The organism is Mesorhizobium sp. KR1-2, from assembly GCF_040045035.1.
Lineage (GTDB): Bacteria > Pseudomonadota > Alphaproteobacteria > Rhizobiales > Rhizobiaceae > Pseudaminobacter.
In genome coordinates, this window is the sequence record NZ_JBDZDS010000005.1 from 276,778 (window position 1) to 291,191 (window position 14,414).

Consider the following 14,414-nt stretch of genomic DNA (forward strand, 5'->3'; position numbering starts at 1 on the left):
CGTCTTACTCCGTTGACCGGACGGGCGACGGTCTCCGGGACGGCTGGGCCGTCGCCAGGCCGACGCCGAGCGTCGTCAGCACCATGCCTGCGATCTGGACCGGCGTCAGCGCCTCGCCGAACAGCGCCCAGGCCATGATCGCTGTGACGACCGGCACCAGATAGAACAGCGACGAGATCTTCGACATCTCGCCGTCGCGGATCATCACCATCAGCAGGCAGATCGCGCCGATCGACAGCACGAGCGTCAGCCAAATCAGGGCGAAGACCAGCTCCCCATTGATCGTGACCGTACGTGTTTCAAAGGCGAAGGAGGCCAGGATCATCAGCACGGCAACGCCGAGATACTGGTAAATCGTGCCGGTGATGAGGTCGCCGCCGGCGCCAAAACGCTTCTGCCAGATCGTGCCGGCGGTCATGCCGGTCATGGCGACGAAGGCGGCGGCGAGCGTCTGCCAGGTCACGCCGCCGTCCATCGCGCCCAGCTTAGGCGAGAGCACGATGACGACACCCGCAAAGCCGGCGGCCAGCCCGGCCCAGTGGCGCGGCTGCACGTCCTCGCCGAGCACCTTGCCGGCCACCAGCGCGGTGACCAGCGGCTGCAGGCCCGCTATCAGCGCAGCGAGCCCGGCCGGCAGGCCGCGGTGGATCGCCCAGAACACGCCGCCCAGATAGACGCCGTGCATCAGCGCGCCGGCGATCGCCGAATGCAGCGCCACCCGGCGACTGGCCCGGCGTACGCCGATCAGCATCGCCACCAGCCCCAAGAGCAGGAAGGCCAGCACGAAGCGAACCCCCAGGAAGGTGAAGGGCTCCGCCCACGGCATGGCGTAGCGGGCGCCGATGAAGCCGGTGGACCACAAAAGGACGAAGGTGGCGGGTACGAGCCTCTTGAGGCCTGACATTGTGATTGCCTGTTGCTTGCGTTGGTGGTGGACCAGAAGCCGATCCTGGCGCGATTGCTCTAATGCCAATCATTCCATCAAGCAAAGCGAAAGGATTGTGCCTTATATTCAGCAAAACTGAAATTCGCATCACCATACGGGACTGGCGTTGTCGAGGCTTCGAAAGGAGCACGCATGCTGTGGAATCTCGAACCAGGCTGGCTGATGATGGCGGTGGCGTCCGTGGCCGTCATCGCGCTGTTCTTCGGCACTGCGCTCGACGCCATCATGGACGACGACGGTTTTGGCCCAGTCGGCAACATGGTGCTGTTCACGGCCGGCTTCTTCGCCGCGATCCTAGCCGCCAATTGCCGCGGCATCGCCATGCGCGATCTGACCTTTGCGATGGCGACCGGGCTTGCTGGCGCCTTCGTGACCATCGGTATGCTGGCTCTCGTCAAGGCTGGCATGGCGCGCTTGTGACGCGCCCGCTCAGAGCCCGACCATGCGCCTGACCTCGGCCGGCGATACGCCTGCCTGACGCAGTGCGGCGACCCCACTGGCGCCCAGGCTCTTGGAGAGCTTGCGCCCGTCGGACCCCACGATCAGCCGGTGATGGAAATAGGCGGGCGCCGGCAGGCCGAGCAGGTGCTGCAGCAGGCGCTGTATGCCGGTCGCGGCATAGAGATCGCGCCCGCGCACGACATGGGTGATGCCTTGCAGCGCATCGTCGGCCACCACGGAGAGGTGATAGCTGGTCGGGATTTCGCGGCGCGCGATGACGACATCGCCCCAGTCCTCCGGTCGGGCCTGGATCGCGAGCGTCTCGGCCAGCGTTTCGTCGGTGAATTCTTGCCAGAACAGGGGCTCATCGAGCCGGTCGATTGCTGCCTGCGTGTCGAGGCGCCAGGCGAAGGGTGCGCCTTTCGCGATACGACGTTGGCGCTCGGCCCGTGAAAATTTCTTGTCCGCGGCAGGGTAGTGCGGCGCGCCGTCGGGGTCGCGCGGCCACGGCCTGCCTTTCGCTTCCACCTCCGCGATATGGGCGCGGATTTCGCCGCGGCTCATGAAGGCTGGATAGACGAGCTCGGCGTTGATCAGCCTCAGCAATAGCGCCTCGTATTCCGCAAAATGCTCGGACTGGCGCCGAACCGGCTCTTCCCACTCGATGCCGAGCCAGGCCAGGTCGCGGAAGATGTCGGCCTCGAATTCAGGCGTGCAGCGGGTGACGTCGATGTCCTCGATGCGCACGAGCAGGCGCCCGCCGGTCGCTTCGGCCAGGCGTGCGTTGAGCATGGCCGAATAGGCATGGCCGAGATGCAACTCGCCATTCGGGCTCGGCGCGAAACGAAAGACGGGCGTGGCAGGAATGCTCATCGGCAATGCTTATATCGGATTGAACGGACCATGCTCCGATTGCTACTTTGCCGTTGAAGCCGGAACAAGACGCATGCGCCGCATCAAATCGCTGGACGACATTTCCGAGGGGCTCGACGCGCTCTGCGCCATCGACCCGCGCCTGGGTGGAGTGCGCGCGCTGGCGGGCGAGGTGCCGCTGAGGCTGTCGGAGCCCGGCTTCGTCAGCCTGGCCTCCATCATCGTCTCGCAGCAGGTGTCGCGCGCCAGCGCCGACGCCATCTTCGGGCGGCTGGCCAGGCTGCTTGACCCGCTGACGCCGCAGGCACTGCTCGACGCCGGCGAGGCGCTGTTTCGCGAAGCCGGCCTTTCGCGGCCCAAGGTCCGCACCCTGCTTGCCGTGTCGCAGGCGGTGCAGGACGGGCTCGACCTGCACCACCTGTGCCGGCTCGACGCGACCGAGGCGATCGGCCACATGACGGCCGTGCCCGGCATCGGGCCGTGGACGGCAGAAGTCTATCTGCTGTTCGCTGCCGGCCACCCCGACATCTTCCCGGCACGAGACGTGGCGCTCCAGACGGCCGTGGGCCATGCGCTCGGATTCGACACGCGTCCGGGTGAGAAAGCGCTGATCGGAGTGGCCGAATCATGGAGCCCGTGGCGGGGCGTCGCAGCGCGGCTCTTCTGGTCATATTATCGTGAGATGCGGGGTCGCGACGGTGCGCCACCGTCGCAAATGCCAAAAAAAGCCTGAAATTCGTGGACTCTGGTGATGGGACAGGGCCGTGAAACCGCTTCACATCCCTGTCATGTCGAGCTTACAGTATCGGCACCGAACGGTTCTATGAACAAGGAGGTAAGTTAGTGACGGTCGCCGTATCCCCGGATGGCCTTCCTGCACTGGTGCTGAACGCGGACTACCGCCCGCTCAGCTATTACCCGTTGTCGCTTTGGTCTTGGCAGGATGCCATCAAGGCGGTGTTCCTCGACCGGGTCAACATCGTGGCCGAATACGAGCACGCGGTGTCTTCCCCTTCCTTCTCGATGCGACTGCCGAGCGTGGTCAGCCTGAAGAGCTACGTCAAACCGTCGCGCTTTCCGGCCTTCACCCGCTTCAACGTGTTCCTGCGCGACCGCTTCGAGTGCCAGTATTGCGGCACGTCGGAAGACCTGACCTTCGACCACGTCGTCCCGCGCCACCGCGGCGGGGCGACCACCTGGGAAAACGTCGTAGCCGCCTGCTCTCCCTGCAATCTGAGGAAGGGCGGCATGATGCCAGCGCAGGCCAAGATGTGGCCAAAACAGACACCCTATCAGCCGACCGTGCACGATCTGCACAACAATGGCCGGCTGTTCCCGCCCAACTATCTGCACGAAAGCTGGCTCGACTATCTCTACTGGGATGTCGAACTGGAGCCGTAAGGCGTTTCACGTTCGGATTGAAGCGGTTCCGGCTCCTGGCAGATGATCCGCCAGGGGATGGCCTTGGCGCTCTCAGATTGTGCCTCAGGGTTTCCCGACCGCTCCGCGAAAGGCGATGATCGTCAGCACCAGGCTGGCGATGGCGTTCCAGCCGGCCATGGACAGGCCGAGGATCCGCAGCGCCGCCTTTTCGCAGGAAGGCGGCATGACCGTGTTGAGCGAATCGAGGACGCCGCCGGTGCCGCCGCTGGGCGGCAGCACGGCCGCGGTGCAATCCGTCGGCCCCGGCCACCAGCTCCACTCGACGCCGGAATGGTAGACGCCGAGGCCGAGATTGTAGAGCATCAGCAATCCGCCGATCAGCAGAAGACCGCGCGTCGCCAGAGCCGGCCAGCGCATCGAGGAGGATAGCGCAGCTACCGCCATCAGCGGCACGCCGATATAATAGGGCGTGCGCTGCTCCAGGCAGAGCTTGCAGGGGATGTAGCCGCCGATGTGCTCGAAGCCGAGCGCAGTGCCGACGACGGCGGCCATGGCGACGAGAAGCAGAAGCGCGGTGACGGTCTGGACGCTGCCGGTGGGCTGGGTGAGGCTGGACATTGGTTGCATCCGTTGCGGCGTGGTTCGTCGGTTGGTCACAGGACGTACTTGACCGCGAGGTAGAGCACAATGAGGACGCCGGCGGCCGCACCGGCGATGAGGCCTAGGCGCTCCTCCACGAAATCTCGGATCGGTTCGCCGTAGGTACGCAGCAGCCAGGCGAGGAAGAGGAAGCGGGCGCCGCGCGCGACGATGGCCGAGACGATGAACAGGCCGAGATTGACGTGCATGACGCCAGCCAGAATGGTCACCACCTTGATCGGCGGCAGGTGGGCGGCGCCGGAGGTGACCAGCATCAACAGGATGAAGCCGATGCCGGAAGAGGTGCGCAGCGCCTCGAATTCATCGAGCTTGCCGTAGAACTCAAGCACCGGCTTGGCGATGCTTTCATAGGCATGATAGCCGATATACCAGCCGAAAATGCCGCCCAGCACGGAGGCAACGGTGGCGACCAGCGCGTAGCGATAGGCGCGTTCGGGCCGCGACAGCGCCATCGGCAAATAGAGCACGTCGGCCGGAATCAGGAAGACCGAGCTTTCCACGAAGGCGATGAAGGCGAGCCACCATTCGGCGGACTTGCGTGCGGCCAGCGACAGGGTCCAGTCGTAGAGTCTGCGAAGCATGAGGCGTTCCGTTGGTGGGCAAACCCTGTCTAGAAAGAATTCCGTGGCTTCACAATGGCGGATGCTGCACGAAATCCATCAACGGGCAGTTGACGAAGGCCCGCGGGACCGTATAGTCCGCAGCCGTCCGCCCGAAAGGGCAGGGCCCCCTTGGCGGAATTGGTAGACGCGCCTGACTCAAAATCAGGTTCCGAGAGGAGTGCTGGTTCGATCCCGGCAGGGGGCACCATTTACTTCCTGGAAACTATTTGTTTTCAGTAGGATGCACGAACTCATCAAATCAGCATCCACCTTCTAGCCCACCCAAAGAGGCTTGGTTGGGCGCGATTGTCTCACTGCATCTCACTGCGCTGATGATTCCTTGAGGTAACTTTTCGCCATCCGTCCCGCGCTTCGTCGACCCGCTCAAGGCGTAGCTGTCTCCGCACGACATTTAACAGATCGGCCCTCAAAAGGTCCGTCACGCGGCATCCGCCAAGCTTGTCCCTGATCGTTTGAACGTCAGTTCCATGCGGGTCAGCATGTTGCCGGTCAACAACCCGTTGGTCGTTTTGCCAAACCGCTCATAAAACTTCAGGCCAACGGTTGCGGGGCGGTCCTCAACGTAGAAGGTCGGTCGCGCGAAATAACCGTAACATATTGAAAAATATTGGCTATGTCACGCCGGCAAGGGACGCCGCCGCCGCAAGACGGCATTAGGTTTCTTCGCTGATTTTCTTTGCCTCGCACTCCCCGATGGCTCGGCCGTTCTACTGGTGGCGAAGTCGTTGATTCTCACGGCTGAGGTCGTCCGGCTCCTCCGGAATGGTGCGGAACAGTTTGCCGGGGAGATCGATCTCGATGTCCATGCGGCCGGCCGTCCATTTGCGTGTGTAGTGTCCCTGCAATTGAGATTTGATCGTGAGATCCAGCAGCTTCGAGCCGAAGCCGGCCTCACTCCCGGCTTGGCCGTTCAGCCCCGATGACGTTTCCGTCCATTTGATGTGCATCTCGTGGGTGTCGCGACTGAGGTCGACATTGAGAGTCCCGTCCGGATCACTCAGGGCCCCATATTTGCTCGAGTTCGTTGCCAGTTCGTGGAAGACCAAGGCCAGGGGCGTGACGATTCCGCTATCGACGAATGCCTCGTCGCCCTCCACGACGAAACGCGCGGCCGCGCTGCCCTCGTAAGGCTTCAGCAGAATGCCGATGACTCGCTTCAACGAAGCAAGGCCGCCCATGATGTCAGAAGATGCCCTTCCGGTCTGTACAAGGCTATGTGCCTGCTGTAGCGCGACGAGCCGGTTTCTCAGCCTATTTGCCAGCGGCCTCATTTCGGGGTCGTCGCGGACGGACAGGGTGATCAGTCCGTTGACCAGCGCGAACAAATTCTTGATCCGGTGCTCGAGCTCATTGGACACGATCTCGCGCTCGGCAGCGAGATATCTCAATTGCTCCAAAACCTCGTTCCTCGTCGCGGTCGTCGTGGAGATGATGAGCGGCCCCAAGGTGATGAGCGCGCCTCCCATGCTGATGGAAAGTACCAGCGACTGATTGAAGTTCGACAAGTCGACAAAGCCCAATGTCGTGGCAATGATCGCCCAGGCGCAGAACGAGAATGTCAGGAGAGCCGTCAGGAAGACGCGATAGGTAATTGCGCACCATAGAAGGGCCGGGATTGGGAACGCGAGGGCGGCTATCCCACCGAAGAACGTTCCGGCGACGGCCGAGAAAATCAACACAATGATCGGCGCTTGGTCGTGCAGTGTGAGCGGCAGCTCCCGCGCCCAGTGACGGTCTTCGGGGAAGGCCAGGATCATCGGCACAAAGGCAAGCTGGTTCAAGAGCTCGACCGAAAACCAATACCGGAAGGCGCTTACTTCGGCCACTCTGCTGAACAGCGCGCCGATAAGGTGCGATCCCGCAATGCCGGCGAACAGGGATGCGGCGGCTACGGCGGTGAAAAGGTAGAAAACCGAGATCGGCCGCTCCAAGCGCTGGTCGTCCCGCTCCAGCCTGGAGAGCAGCAGATAACCGATCACGACGATGCCGAAGTTGTATACCAGCAGCTTCGCGTCCACGACGAACCTGTAGTCGATCAACTCGAGCGCGATCGCGAAGCCTGCTAGGCATGCAATCCAGCCCGGTGGACGGGCCAGAACAGGAAAGCGCACGAGCATGCCGAGCATGAACGCGTTGGCAGGCCATACCAACGCCAACACGGCATTGTTCGCCGTGTAAACGCCGAGCATGAAGAGGGCGGCGTAGGCGGCGCCGAACATCAGGTAAAGGATCCAGGCCCGGTTGGGGGTGAGCAGCTTCCTTACTCTGGTGTCGACTTCACCGGTGCTGAGCATGATCCGCATCCCAGGGGGGCAGCGGCGCGCTCCCCAGGCATCGTTGGGCTATTGTTTAGGTAATCACCAATGATCCTCCCCGACAAGGCGCAGACCGCATTTGCGTTGTCCGCAAGAGGCGCGGCGGCGCAAGTTCCACGGGTTCCGCGGCGCGGACGCGACCGCAGACGGCCGCAGCTCAGATAATCATCGTCACGCCAGCAGAAGCCGGCGCCCGGCCATTGATTCCACTTGCTTTTTTGGAAGCATCTTGCTTCTAGTCGCCCTGGATCTACCCGTAATCGCTGCGGGGGGGGGAATTGTGGGGAAGATCAAGTTTGCCGTTGCTTAAAGACCGTCATGAACAGGCCGACGTGAACGTCTCGAAGCGGTCGGAGCGCTGATGCTGAGGATGAGGCAGTTGTTCGACCGTCTCGGCCTTGGTCTTTGGGGCTTGGGATTTCTGGGCGCTGCGATTCAGGCGGCAGTGACCGATGATCGCGCCGTGGTGCCGGTCTACCGACGTAGCGTGGAGCATTTCTCCGCCTACGAGCAGCTCTACAATGTCGAGCTGTCGATGGGGTTTCTTTATGCGCCGGCCTTTGCCGTGCTCTATACGCCCTTCCTCATGCTTGGACCGGTCCTTGGCGATTTGCTGTGGCGGCTTGTCGGCATCGCCGTGCTGACCGCCGCCGCCGCCAAGCAGGCGCGTAAGCTTGGCGGCCCAGACAATGTCTGGCTTCTGTCCTACAGCCTGTTCCTGGCCCTGCCGATCTCGCTCGGCGCGATGCGCTCAGGCCAGGCTACCGTCCTTCTGGCCGGCGCTTGCTGGTTCCTGACCTTTTCTGTACTGGAAGGGCGGCGGGCCGAAACGTTCTTTTGGGCCTCGGTCGCGCTGATCGCCAAGCCGACGGCAATTGTCATTCTCCTGCTGTCTGGCGCATTGCGTCCCAGGCTGATCACGGTGCTGGTCCTGGCGCTGCTGTTCGTGTTTGCTATCCCCTATGCATTTGCGCCCTTCGGTTACGTCAACGCCCAGCATCACGATTTCATCCGTTTGCTGACGTCCATGGGCGTGCACAAGTCGGGGCCGTTCCTTGCGGCCGACTTTACGGCGCCATTCTTGGCGTTTGGCGCGCCTCTCGACGAATCCAGCGCCACTTTGGTGCGCATCGCCGCCGCTGCACTGACGTTGGCGGCCGTGATATGGTTCGACCGCCGGACTGAGAAGGGCCTCGCCGCCCTGGCGATCTTCCTGGCCGCGGCCGTCTACATGACCGTGTTCAACCCCCGCGTCGAATCCAACACCTACATCATGCTGGCGGTGCCAGCAGCCATTACCATTGCCTGGCTGTGGCGGCAGGAGCAGCGTGGGCTTCTGCGCGTTGTCCTGTCAGTTGCGATTGTCCTTTGCGGCGCCACCGGCATAGAGCGGCATCTCCATGATCTTCTGAATCTCTGGTTCAGGCCCATTGCCATGACCCTCATCAGCCTGCCTCTGCTGTGGTGGTTGTGGGGCAGGGGCCGCGAGGGAACAACCGCCGTCGAATCCCGCGCCTACGGCTGAGCGAGAGCCGGGCACCGTTTGCCCGACAGTTCAATCCAGTGTTTTGCCGGCGTCAGCCTCAAATGGGGCTCACGGCCCCCGCATGAAGGCCTCTAGTTCATCGAGCGTGATCTTGCCGTCCTTGTCCGTGTCGATCGCATCGAAAATGCGTTTGTGGACCGCCGTCACCTCTTCGAAGGAGATCGACCCGTCTTCATCCGTGTCGATGATGGCGAACAAGATTTTCAGCATGGGCAGGCTTATCCCTGGCCGCCGACCCATCATGCCCGGGTGCCCGCCTTGCATCATCCTAGGCGGCGCGCCCTGATCTTCGTCCTCGGGCGGGTTTGCCTGCGCGACGGTCAGATTGGATTGTTGCGGAGCGGTTTGATGTGTCTGTGCCGCAGCACCGATCGTGCTGATTGCAACGGCTGCGACGATGGTTGTGACGCGCGTGATCCCGGTAAACATCAAAGAATCCTCTCTTTGCTCGTTTATGCGGTGCACGTCCCCCAATTGCGTGTGTCGAAAGAGCTAGAGTGCTCGGCCCGGGAAATCCAGTCAGGTTATCCGCTATCCGGCGCATCGCGGGCAGAAGCGGCTTGCCGGCTTCGCCCATTTGTCGAAGCCGAGCTTCGGTGTCGGCATGCTTTGCGGCGCGCCCCGCCGCCTTGGTGCGGCGACGGGGCGATCGAGGATCAGTATCCGTCGGTGCAGGGTGCGGTGTAGACGCCGTTGACGCCCTGATAGCGGCAAGTCTGCCGCTGCGGCGCGCTCGCGGCACCGACAATGCCGCCCAGAGCCGCGCCGCTGGCGGCGCCGATGAGCGTGCTCTTCGTATTCCTGCCGACGGCCTGACCAACCAGAGCGCCGCCGATCGCGCCTACCGCTGCGCCGGTGCCTGCGCGGTTGATCTGCTGGTCGGTTGCCGAGCACCCCGCCACAGCGATCGTGGCGACGGCAGCCAGCGCCGACACGGTGATGCGAAATTTCATGTGACCTCTCCGTAAAATAACTTCGGACAGGTCTAGAGGGCATGAGATTGACGAACCGTGAATGGTTCGTTCAGGTTGCGTTCAAAATCCGTGCGGGATGATCCAATTTTCGAAAAATGGTGAGTGCCACGTTGTCAGGACCGTAACTGGCGGGGCGAGCGCGACGGCGCTTAGCGCGGCGCAGAGATTGAATTCCCACGGGTTCTCAGGCGTTCTACAGTCTGCCCGGATGCGGCGGTGCAGGTCGTCCGGAGTGTTTTGCCACTGCGCTGCAACGGCGTAGGACGGGGCGAGGTAGAACATGTGCCTGTCGGCGAAGTATCTTCCGACGATTTCTGGGTCGGAGATCACCCGCTGCGGGACCGGATCGGCCTGAACATGAACATGAACATGCTTGCGATGCACCTTGGTTGTTTTGGCGACTGCAGCCCCTGAGGCCAGCGCCGTCGCGACCGCGACTACCGATAGCGTTCTGAGCATCATGATATGCGTCCTCCTCCAGCGGCCAACCGAGTAGGATGGCTTCGGTCCAGATAACCGGCCGCGGGCTCAGCGGTTCCCAGGCACCTCAACGCGGCGCAATCGTTTCGGAACCTGCAGCAAGGTCAGGGGCAAAGATCGTTGGCCCCCTCCTTTGGCAAGGATCGCGCGTGAGCAGCGGCGTCCAAGGCACCCTATATTCCACTTGGTACCCAGCGTACTTGAAGGGGCCGAGGAAAGGACCTGCGCCCATGGCGGATCAGGCAGAAGAAAAGACCATCAATACACAGCCGGGCGAAGTGCGCCTGCGCGACCAGACCATCATGATGCTGCGGGCCTTCATAGCCTCGCCATTACGCTACCTGTTGCTTGGCCTGGGGGCAGGGATGTTGGTGACTGTCCTGGGGACGGCATACGGGCAGGTGCTGCTCAACCGCTGGAACCGTCCATTCTACGACGCGCTGGAGCGGCGTGACCTTCACGAGTTCTTCCATCAGCTTACGGTATTTGCCGCCATCGCCATCTTCCTGTTGCTGCTCAATGTGGTGCAGACCTGGCTCAACCAGAGCATCCGCGTGAGGCTGCGCGAAGGGTTGACCCTCGACCTGATAACGGAATGGTTGCGGCCGCGGCGTGCCTTCCGGCTGGCCAATGCCGGCGCCATCGGCGTCAATCCGGACCAGCGACTGCATGAGGATGCGCGCCATCTCAGCGATCTTTCCACGGATCTCGGTGTCGGCCTTCTCCAGGCGACGATTCTCCTGGTCACTTTCGTAGGCGTGCTGTGGACGATCTCGTCGGGGTTCGTCTTCCATGTCGCGGGCAAGAGCTTCGCCGTTCCCGGCTACATGGTCTGGGCCGCGGTGATCTATGCCGGAACGGCGTCGTGGCTGAGTTGGCTGTTCGGTCGCCCGCTGATCAGGCTCAACGTCGATCGATACGCGCGAGAGGCCGAGCTGCGCTTCTCGCTGATGCGCGTCAACGAGCACATCGACGCCATTTCGCTGACGGCTGGCGAGGCCGACGAGAAGCGGCGGCTAGAACTCGACCTTAGCGCCGTGCTGGAGGCCATGTGGCGCATCGCGGTGGCGCTGACCCGGCTGACCTGGGTGACCGCCAGCTATGGCTGGATCACCACGGTGGCCCCGATCGTGATCGCGGCTCCTATTTATTTCTCCGGCGACATCAGCTTCGGGGGACTGATGATGGCGGTAGGAGCTTTCAACCAGGTGAATGCCGCGTTGCGCTGGTTCGTCGACAATATCGGCAGCATTGCTGACTGGCGGGCCACTTTGCAGCGCGTGGCGACCTTCCGCACGGCCGTGCTCCAGACGGACGAACTCCACGAGGTGGAAAAGCGCATCACGCTCGATGAGGTCGATGGCGAGCGCATGACCTTCGACGACGTGGAGGTTGTTTCTCCCATCGGCTGCACCAAGCTTGTCGAGAAGCACGTCGAGATCGTCCCGGGCGATCACGTCCTGCTCACCGGCGATCCCGGCGCGGGAAAGACCCTGTTCTTCCGGGCGCTTGCGGGCCTTTGGCCGTGGGGTAGCGGGCGCATCGGCCTGCCGGCGGGGGAAGTGCCGGTCTTCGTGCCGCGTCAACCCTATATCCCGCCTGGCTCCTTGCGCGAGGCACTGTGTTATCCTCGCGGCCGCGATGCGTTCCCGCAGGCGGACCTTTCTGCTGTGCTGGGTGACGTCGGCCTTGGACGATTGAACGATTCCCTCGACCGCGACGCTCGCTGGGAGCGCGAGCTGGGCGAGGATGAGCTGCGCCTGCTGGCCTTTGCCCGCCTGGGGCTGCACAAGCCACGCTGGGTCGTGATCGACGCCGCGCTGGACACGATGCCGGGCGATACGCGACGTCGGATCCTGACCATCCTGGAACGCGATCTGGCCGATTCCGCCATTATCAATGTCGGCACCGCCGGGCAGAACGGTCATTTCTTCACGCGGGTCCTGCATCTGGCCAAGGATCCGGAGGGCCAGGCGCTCCGGCCGATGCGCGTGGGGAGCCGCGCGCCGTCGGACATGGCCGCGGCAAGCCCCAGCGTCTGACGCCGGCTGCCTGAATATTTTGCTGGCCGCATCTTGCGAAGCTTCGAGCACCGGTTGAAGCTGACGCAAGGAGAGCCGGGACGCTATTGCCAGCGGGCAGGCGATGCATGACCGGCGCGGAGGAGTTGGGGGAACGGCATGCGCATTCTCATATTCCAGCATCTTGCGGTGGAGCACGCCGGCATTTTCGGTGAGTTCTGGCGAGAGGCGGGGCATGACCAGCGCGTCGTAGAGCTCGATGCGGGCGAGCCCATCCCCGACCTCCAGGATTTCGATCTTCTTGCCGTCATGGGCGGGCCGATGGATGTCTGGCAGGAGGACGTTCATCCCTGGCTGGTGACCGAGAAGGCGGCGATCCGACGCTGGGTGGCTGAACTGGGGCGGCCCTATCTCGGCATCTGCCTCGGCCATCAGCTGCTTGCCGATGCGCTCGGCGGTACCGTCTCGTTGATGCGCCAGCCGGAGGTCGGCCTTGCCAGTGTTGAGCTGTCGGCGGTCGGCAGGGAGGATCCCCTGTTCGGCGGCGTGGATCCAGCGCTCGACACGTTGCAGTGGCATGGCGCGGAAGTATCGGTCCTGCCGCAAGGCAGCGTGTCGCTGGCGGCCAACGCCGCCTGCCCGGTGCAGGCGATGCGCTGGGGCCGTTTTGCCTATGGTTTCCAGTATCACATGGAAATCACCGAGCGAACCGTGGCGGACTGGGAACGCATCCCCGAATACAGGGCGAGCCTCAACCAGGCTCTGGGTCCCGTCCAGGCGTCGCGGCTTGCCGAAACGGTGGCACTGCATCTGCCGCGCTTCCGGCAGACCGCGCGACGACTGAACGACAATCTCATGGCACTGGCCCGTTGAATCTCGGTCCCTTTGCCGGCCTCGTGCCCTATGCGCGGACTAAGCTTGGCGGTCGCGTACCTCCCCTCGGCTGCATTTGATTTCGGTCTTCTGCGTCGCGGTTCAGGTCGTCAGCTGGAACAATCGGCACTGGTTCACGTTTCTCCAGGCGCCGGTTGCCGACATGGTTGGCCGACGAGTGCATTTGCCGCCTTCGAGAAAACGAATGACCTCGTCCAAAATATTCAGCCGCATCGCCAATCAGGTGGCGCATGCCGCGGGCACGCCCGTGACCTTCATTGTCTGTTGCCTGATCATCTTGGTGTGGGCGGTGACAGGACCATTTCTCGGCTTTTCCGACACGTGGCAACTCATCATCAATACGGGAACCACCATCGTCACCTTCCTGATGGTGTTTCTGATTCAGAACACCCAGAATCGCGACGGTGCTGCGATCCAGGCCAAGCTCGACGAGCTCATCCGTGTCAGCGAAGGGCGCAACCGCTTCATCGGCATAGAACACTTGACCGAGGAAGAGGTGGAAGAGTTCAGGCTGCTATGTGAAAAGGCGGCCGGGAGGCGAGACGCGCGGCGAAATGATGCTGCCTGAGTGAAGCAGTCTGAAAGGCCTTTCGCTGGCTGTCTGCTACTCGACCATCCACCCTTCGAGAGTGGCATAGCGCACCAGCGCGGCCCGCGTGCGCAGGCCGAGCTTTTCGGCGGCCCTGGCGCGGTAGGTCTCGATCGTCTTGACGCTCAGCGAGAGCTGCGCGGAAACTTCCTTGTTGCTGTAGCCCTTCGCCACCAGCTTGACCACTGCGATCTCGCGTTCGCTCAGCGCTTCGGCGCTGGTGGCCTGAGGCTTGGGTACGCTCAAAACCTTCGCCGCCATGACCGGGTCGATATACATGCCGCCGGCCAGGACCGAGCGGATTGCATGGATGAGTTCCTCCGCCGCGGAGCGCTTGAGGATGAAGCCGCGAGCGCCCGCTTCCAGCAGCTGATGGACATAGGCCGAATCCTCGTGGACCGTAAGCGCCAGGGCGGCCAGTTGCGGAAAGTCCTTCCGAAGGCGGTCGATCAGCGCCACGCCGTTGGTCCCCGGCAGGGAGACGTCGACGACGGCGATATGAGGGTCGGTTTCGCTGATGCCTTGCAGCGCGCTTTCGGCGTCTCCTGCCACGCCGACCACCTTGAGGTCGCGTTGCGCTTCCACCATGGTCTTGACCCCGGCCAGAACCACGGGGTGGTCGTCAACCAGGAAGACACGTCGGGGCGAGGGAGCCTTGGTCATGACACA

General features: G+C 62.9%; 16 protein-coding genes and 1 tRNA gene. 8 read left to right on the forward strand and 9 right to left on the reverse strand.

Translation table 11 applies throughout. The features are described 5' to 3' along the window. Positions 1–4: 4 nt before the first annotated feature. On the reverse strand, positions 5–904 hold the full coding sequence (locus ABLE85_RS13050; protein WP_348793153.1) for a DMT family transporter: 900 nt from the start codon (positions 902–904) through the stop codon (positions 5–7). Positions 905–1,078: 174 nt separating this feature from the next. Between ABLE85_RS13050 and ABLE85_RS13055 the strand changes: the two genes are divergently transcribed. Then, positions 1,079–1,366, forward strand: a complete 288-nt coding sequence (locus ABLE85_RS13055; RefSeq protein ID WP_348793154.1) for a hypothetical protein — start codon at positions 1,079–1,081, stop codon at positions 1,364–1,366. Positions 1,367–1,375: 9 nt separating this feature from the next. Here ABLE85_RS13055 and gluQRS read toward each other — a convergent pair whose 3' ends face one another. Then, positions 1,376–2,260 (reverse strand): tRNA glutamyl-Q(34) synthetase GluQRS, encoded by an 885-nt coding sequence (gluQRS, locus tag ABLE85_RS13060; RefSeq protein WP_348793155.1) that lies wholly within the window; start codon positions 2,258–2,260, stop codon positions 1,376–1,378. Between the two features lie 73 nt (positions 2,261–2,333). Here gluQRS and ABLE85_RS13065 point away from each other — a divergent pair, with 73 nt between their 5' ends. Then, positions 2,334–2,993 carry a DNA-3-methyladenine glycosylase gene (locus tag ABLE85_RS13065; protein ID WP_348793156.1) on the forward strand — a complete coding sequence of 220 codons (660 nt, stop codon included), beginning with the start codon at positions 2,334–2,336 and terminating at the stop codon, positions 2,991–2,993. Positions 2,994–3,103: 110 nt separating this feature from the next. After that, complete coding sequence (locus tag ABLE85_RS13070) at positions 3,104–3,661, forward strand: HNH endonuclease (RefSeq protein WP_348793157.1); 558 nt, start codon at positions 3,104–3,106, stop codon at positions 3,659–3,661. Between the two features lie 84 nt (positions 3,662–3,745). Here the strand turns inward: ABLE85_RS13070 and ABLE85_RS13075 are convergent, their stop codons facing one another. Together ABLE85_RS13075 and ABLE85_RS13080 are read right to left on the reverse strand one after the other, a co-directional pair. Next, on the reverse strand, positions 3,746–4,261 hold the full coding sequence (locus ABLE85_RS13075) for a disulfide bond formation protein B (RefSeq protein WP_348793158.1): 516 nt from the start codon (positions 4,259–4,261) through the stop codon (positions 3,746–3,748). A gap of 35 nt (positions 4,262–4,296) precedes the next feature. Continuing rightward, positions 4,297–4,884 carry a YqaA family protein gene (locus ABLE85_RS13080; protein ID WP_348793159.1) on the reverse strand — a complete coding sequence of 196 codons (588 nt, stop codon included), beginning with the start codon at positions 4,882–4,884 and terminating at the stop codon, positions 4,297–4,299. Between the two features lie 144 nt (positions 4,885–5,028). Between ABLE85_RS13080 and ABLE85_RS13085 the strand changes: the two genes are divergently transcribed. Then, positions 5,029–5,113: transfer RNA gene (locus tag ABLE85_RS13085), tRNA-Leu, on the forward strand. Positions 5,114–5,633: 520 nt separating this feature from the next. On the opposite strand, the gene ABLE85_RS13090 is transcribed toward ABLE85_RS13085, so the two are convergent. Beyond that, complete coding sequence (locus ABLE85_RS13090) at positions 5,634–7,220, reverse strand: HWE histidine kinase domain-containing protein (RefSeq protein ID WP_348793160.1); 1,587 nt, start codon at positions 7,218–7,220, stop codon at positions 5,634–5,636. Positions 7,221–7,602: 382 nt separating this feature from the next. On the opposite strand from ABLE85_RS13090, the gene ABLE85_RS13095 reads away from it, so the two are divergent. Further along, entirely contained in the window at positions 7,603–8,766 is a 1,164-nt protein-coding gene (locus tag ABLE85_RS13095; RefSeq protein ID WP_348793161.1) for a glycosyltransferase 87 family protein, read from the forward strand. A gap of 69 nt (positions 8,767–8,835) precedes the next feature. Here the strand turns inward: ABLE85_RS13095 and ABLE85_RS13100 are convergent, their stop codons facing one another. The 3 genes from ABLE85_RS13100 to ABLE85_RS13110 form a co-directional block, all read right to left on the reverse strand. Beyond that, positions 8,836–9,216: an EF-hand domain-containing protein gene (locus ABLE85_RS13100; RefSeq protein ID WP_348793162.1), complete on the reverse strand. Its 381-nt coding sequence runs from the start codon at positions 9,214–9,216 to the stop codon at positions 8,836–8,838. Between the two features lie 227 nt (positions 9,217–9,443). After that, a complete protein-coding gene (locus ABLE85_RS13105; protein WP_348793163.1) occupies positions 9,444–9,740 on the reverse strand; it encodes a YMGG-like glycine zipper-containing protein in 297 nt (98 codons plus the stop codon). An 81-nt stretch (positions 9,741–9,821) separates the two neighbouring features. Next, a complete protein-coding gene (locus tag ABLE85_RS13110) occupies positions 9,822–10,223 on the reverse strand; it encodes a hypothetical protein (protein WP_348793164.1) in 402 nt (133 codons plus the stop codon). A 248-nt stretch (positions 10,224–10,471) separates the two neighbouring features. Between ABLE85_RS13110 and ABLE85_RS13115 the strand changes: the two genes are divergently transcribed. The 3 genes from ABLE85_RS13115 (at position 10,472) to ABLE85_RS13125 (ending at position 13,724) form a co-directional block, all read left to right on the forward strand. Further along, positions 10,472–12,283, forward strand: coding sequence for an ABC transporter ATP-binding protein/permease (locus ABLE85_RS13115; RefSeq protein WP_348793165.1), 1,812 nt, complete (start codon positions 10,472–10,474; stop codon positions 12,281–12,283). 138 nt (positions 12,284–12,421) lie between these two features. After that, positions 12,422–13,135 (forward strand): type 1 glutamine amidotransferase, encoded by a 714-nt coding sequence (locus tag ABLE85_RS13120; RefSeq protein ID WP_348793166.1) that lies wholly within the window; start codon positions 12,422–12,424, stop codon positions 13,133–13,135. 205 nt (positions 13,136–13,340) lie between these two features. Then, positions 13,341–13,724 (forward strand): low affinity iron permease family protein, encoded by a 384-nt coding sequence (locus ABLE85_RS13125; protein ID WP_348793167.1) that lies wholly within the window; start codon positions 13,341–13,343, stop codon positions 13,722–13,724. A gap of 36 nt (positions 13,725–13,760) precedes the next feature. Here the strand turns inward: ABLE85_RS13125 and ABLE85_RS13130 are convergent, their stop codons facing one another. Beyond that, positions 13,761–14,408, reverse strand: coding sequence for a response regulator transcription factor (locus ABLE85_RS13130; protein WP_348793168.1), 648 nt, complete (start codon positions 14,406–14,408; stop codon positions 13,761–13,763). Between the last annotated feature and the right edge of the window lie 6 nt (positions 14,409–14,414).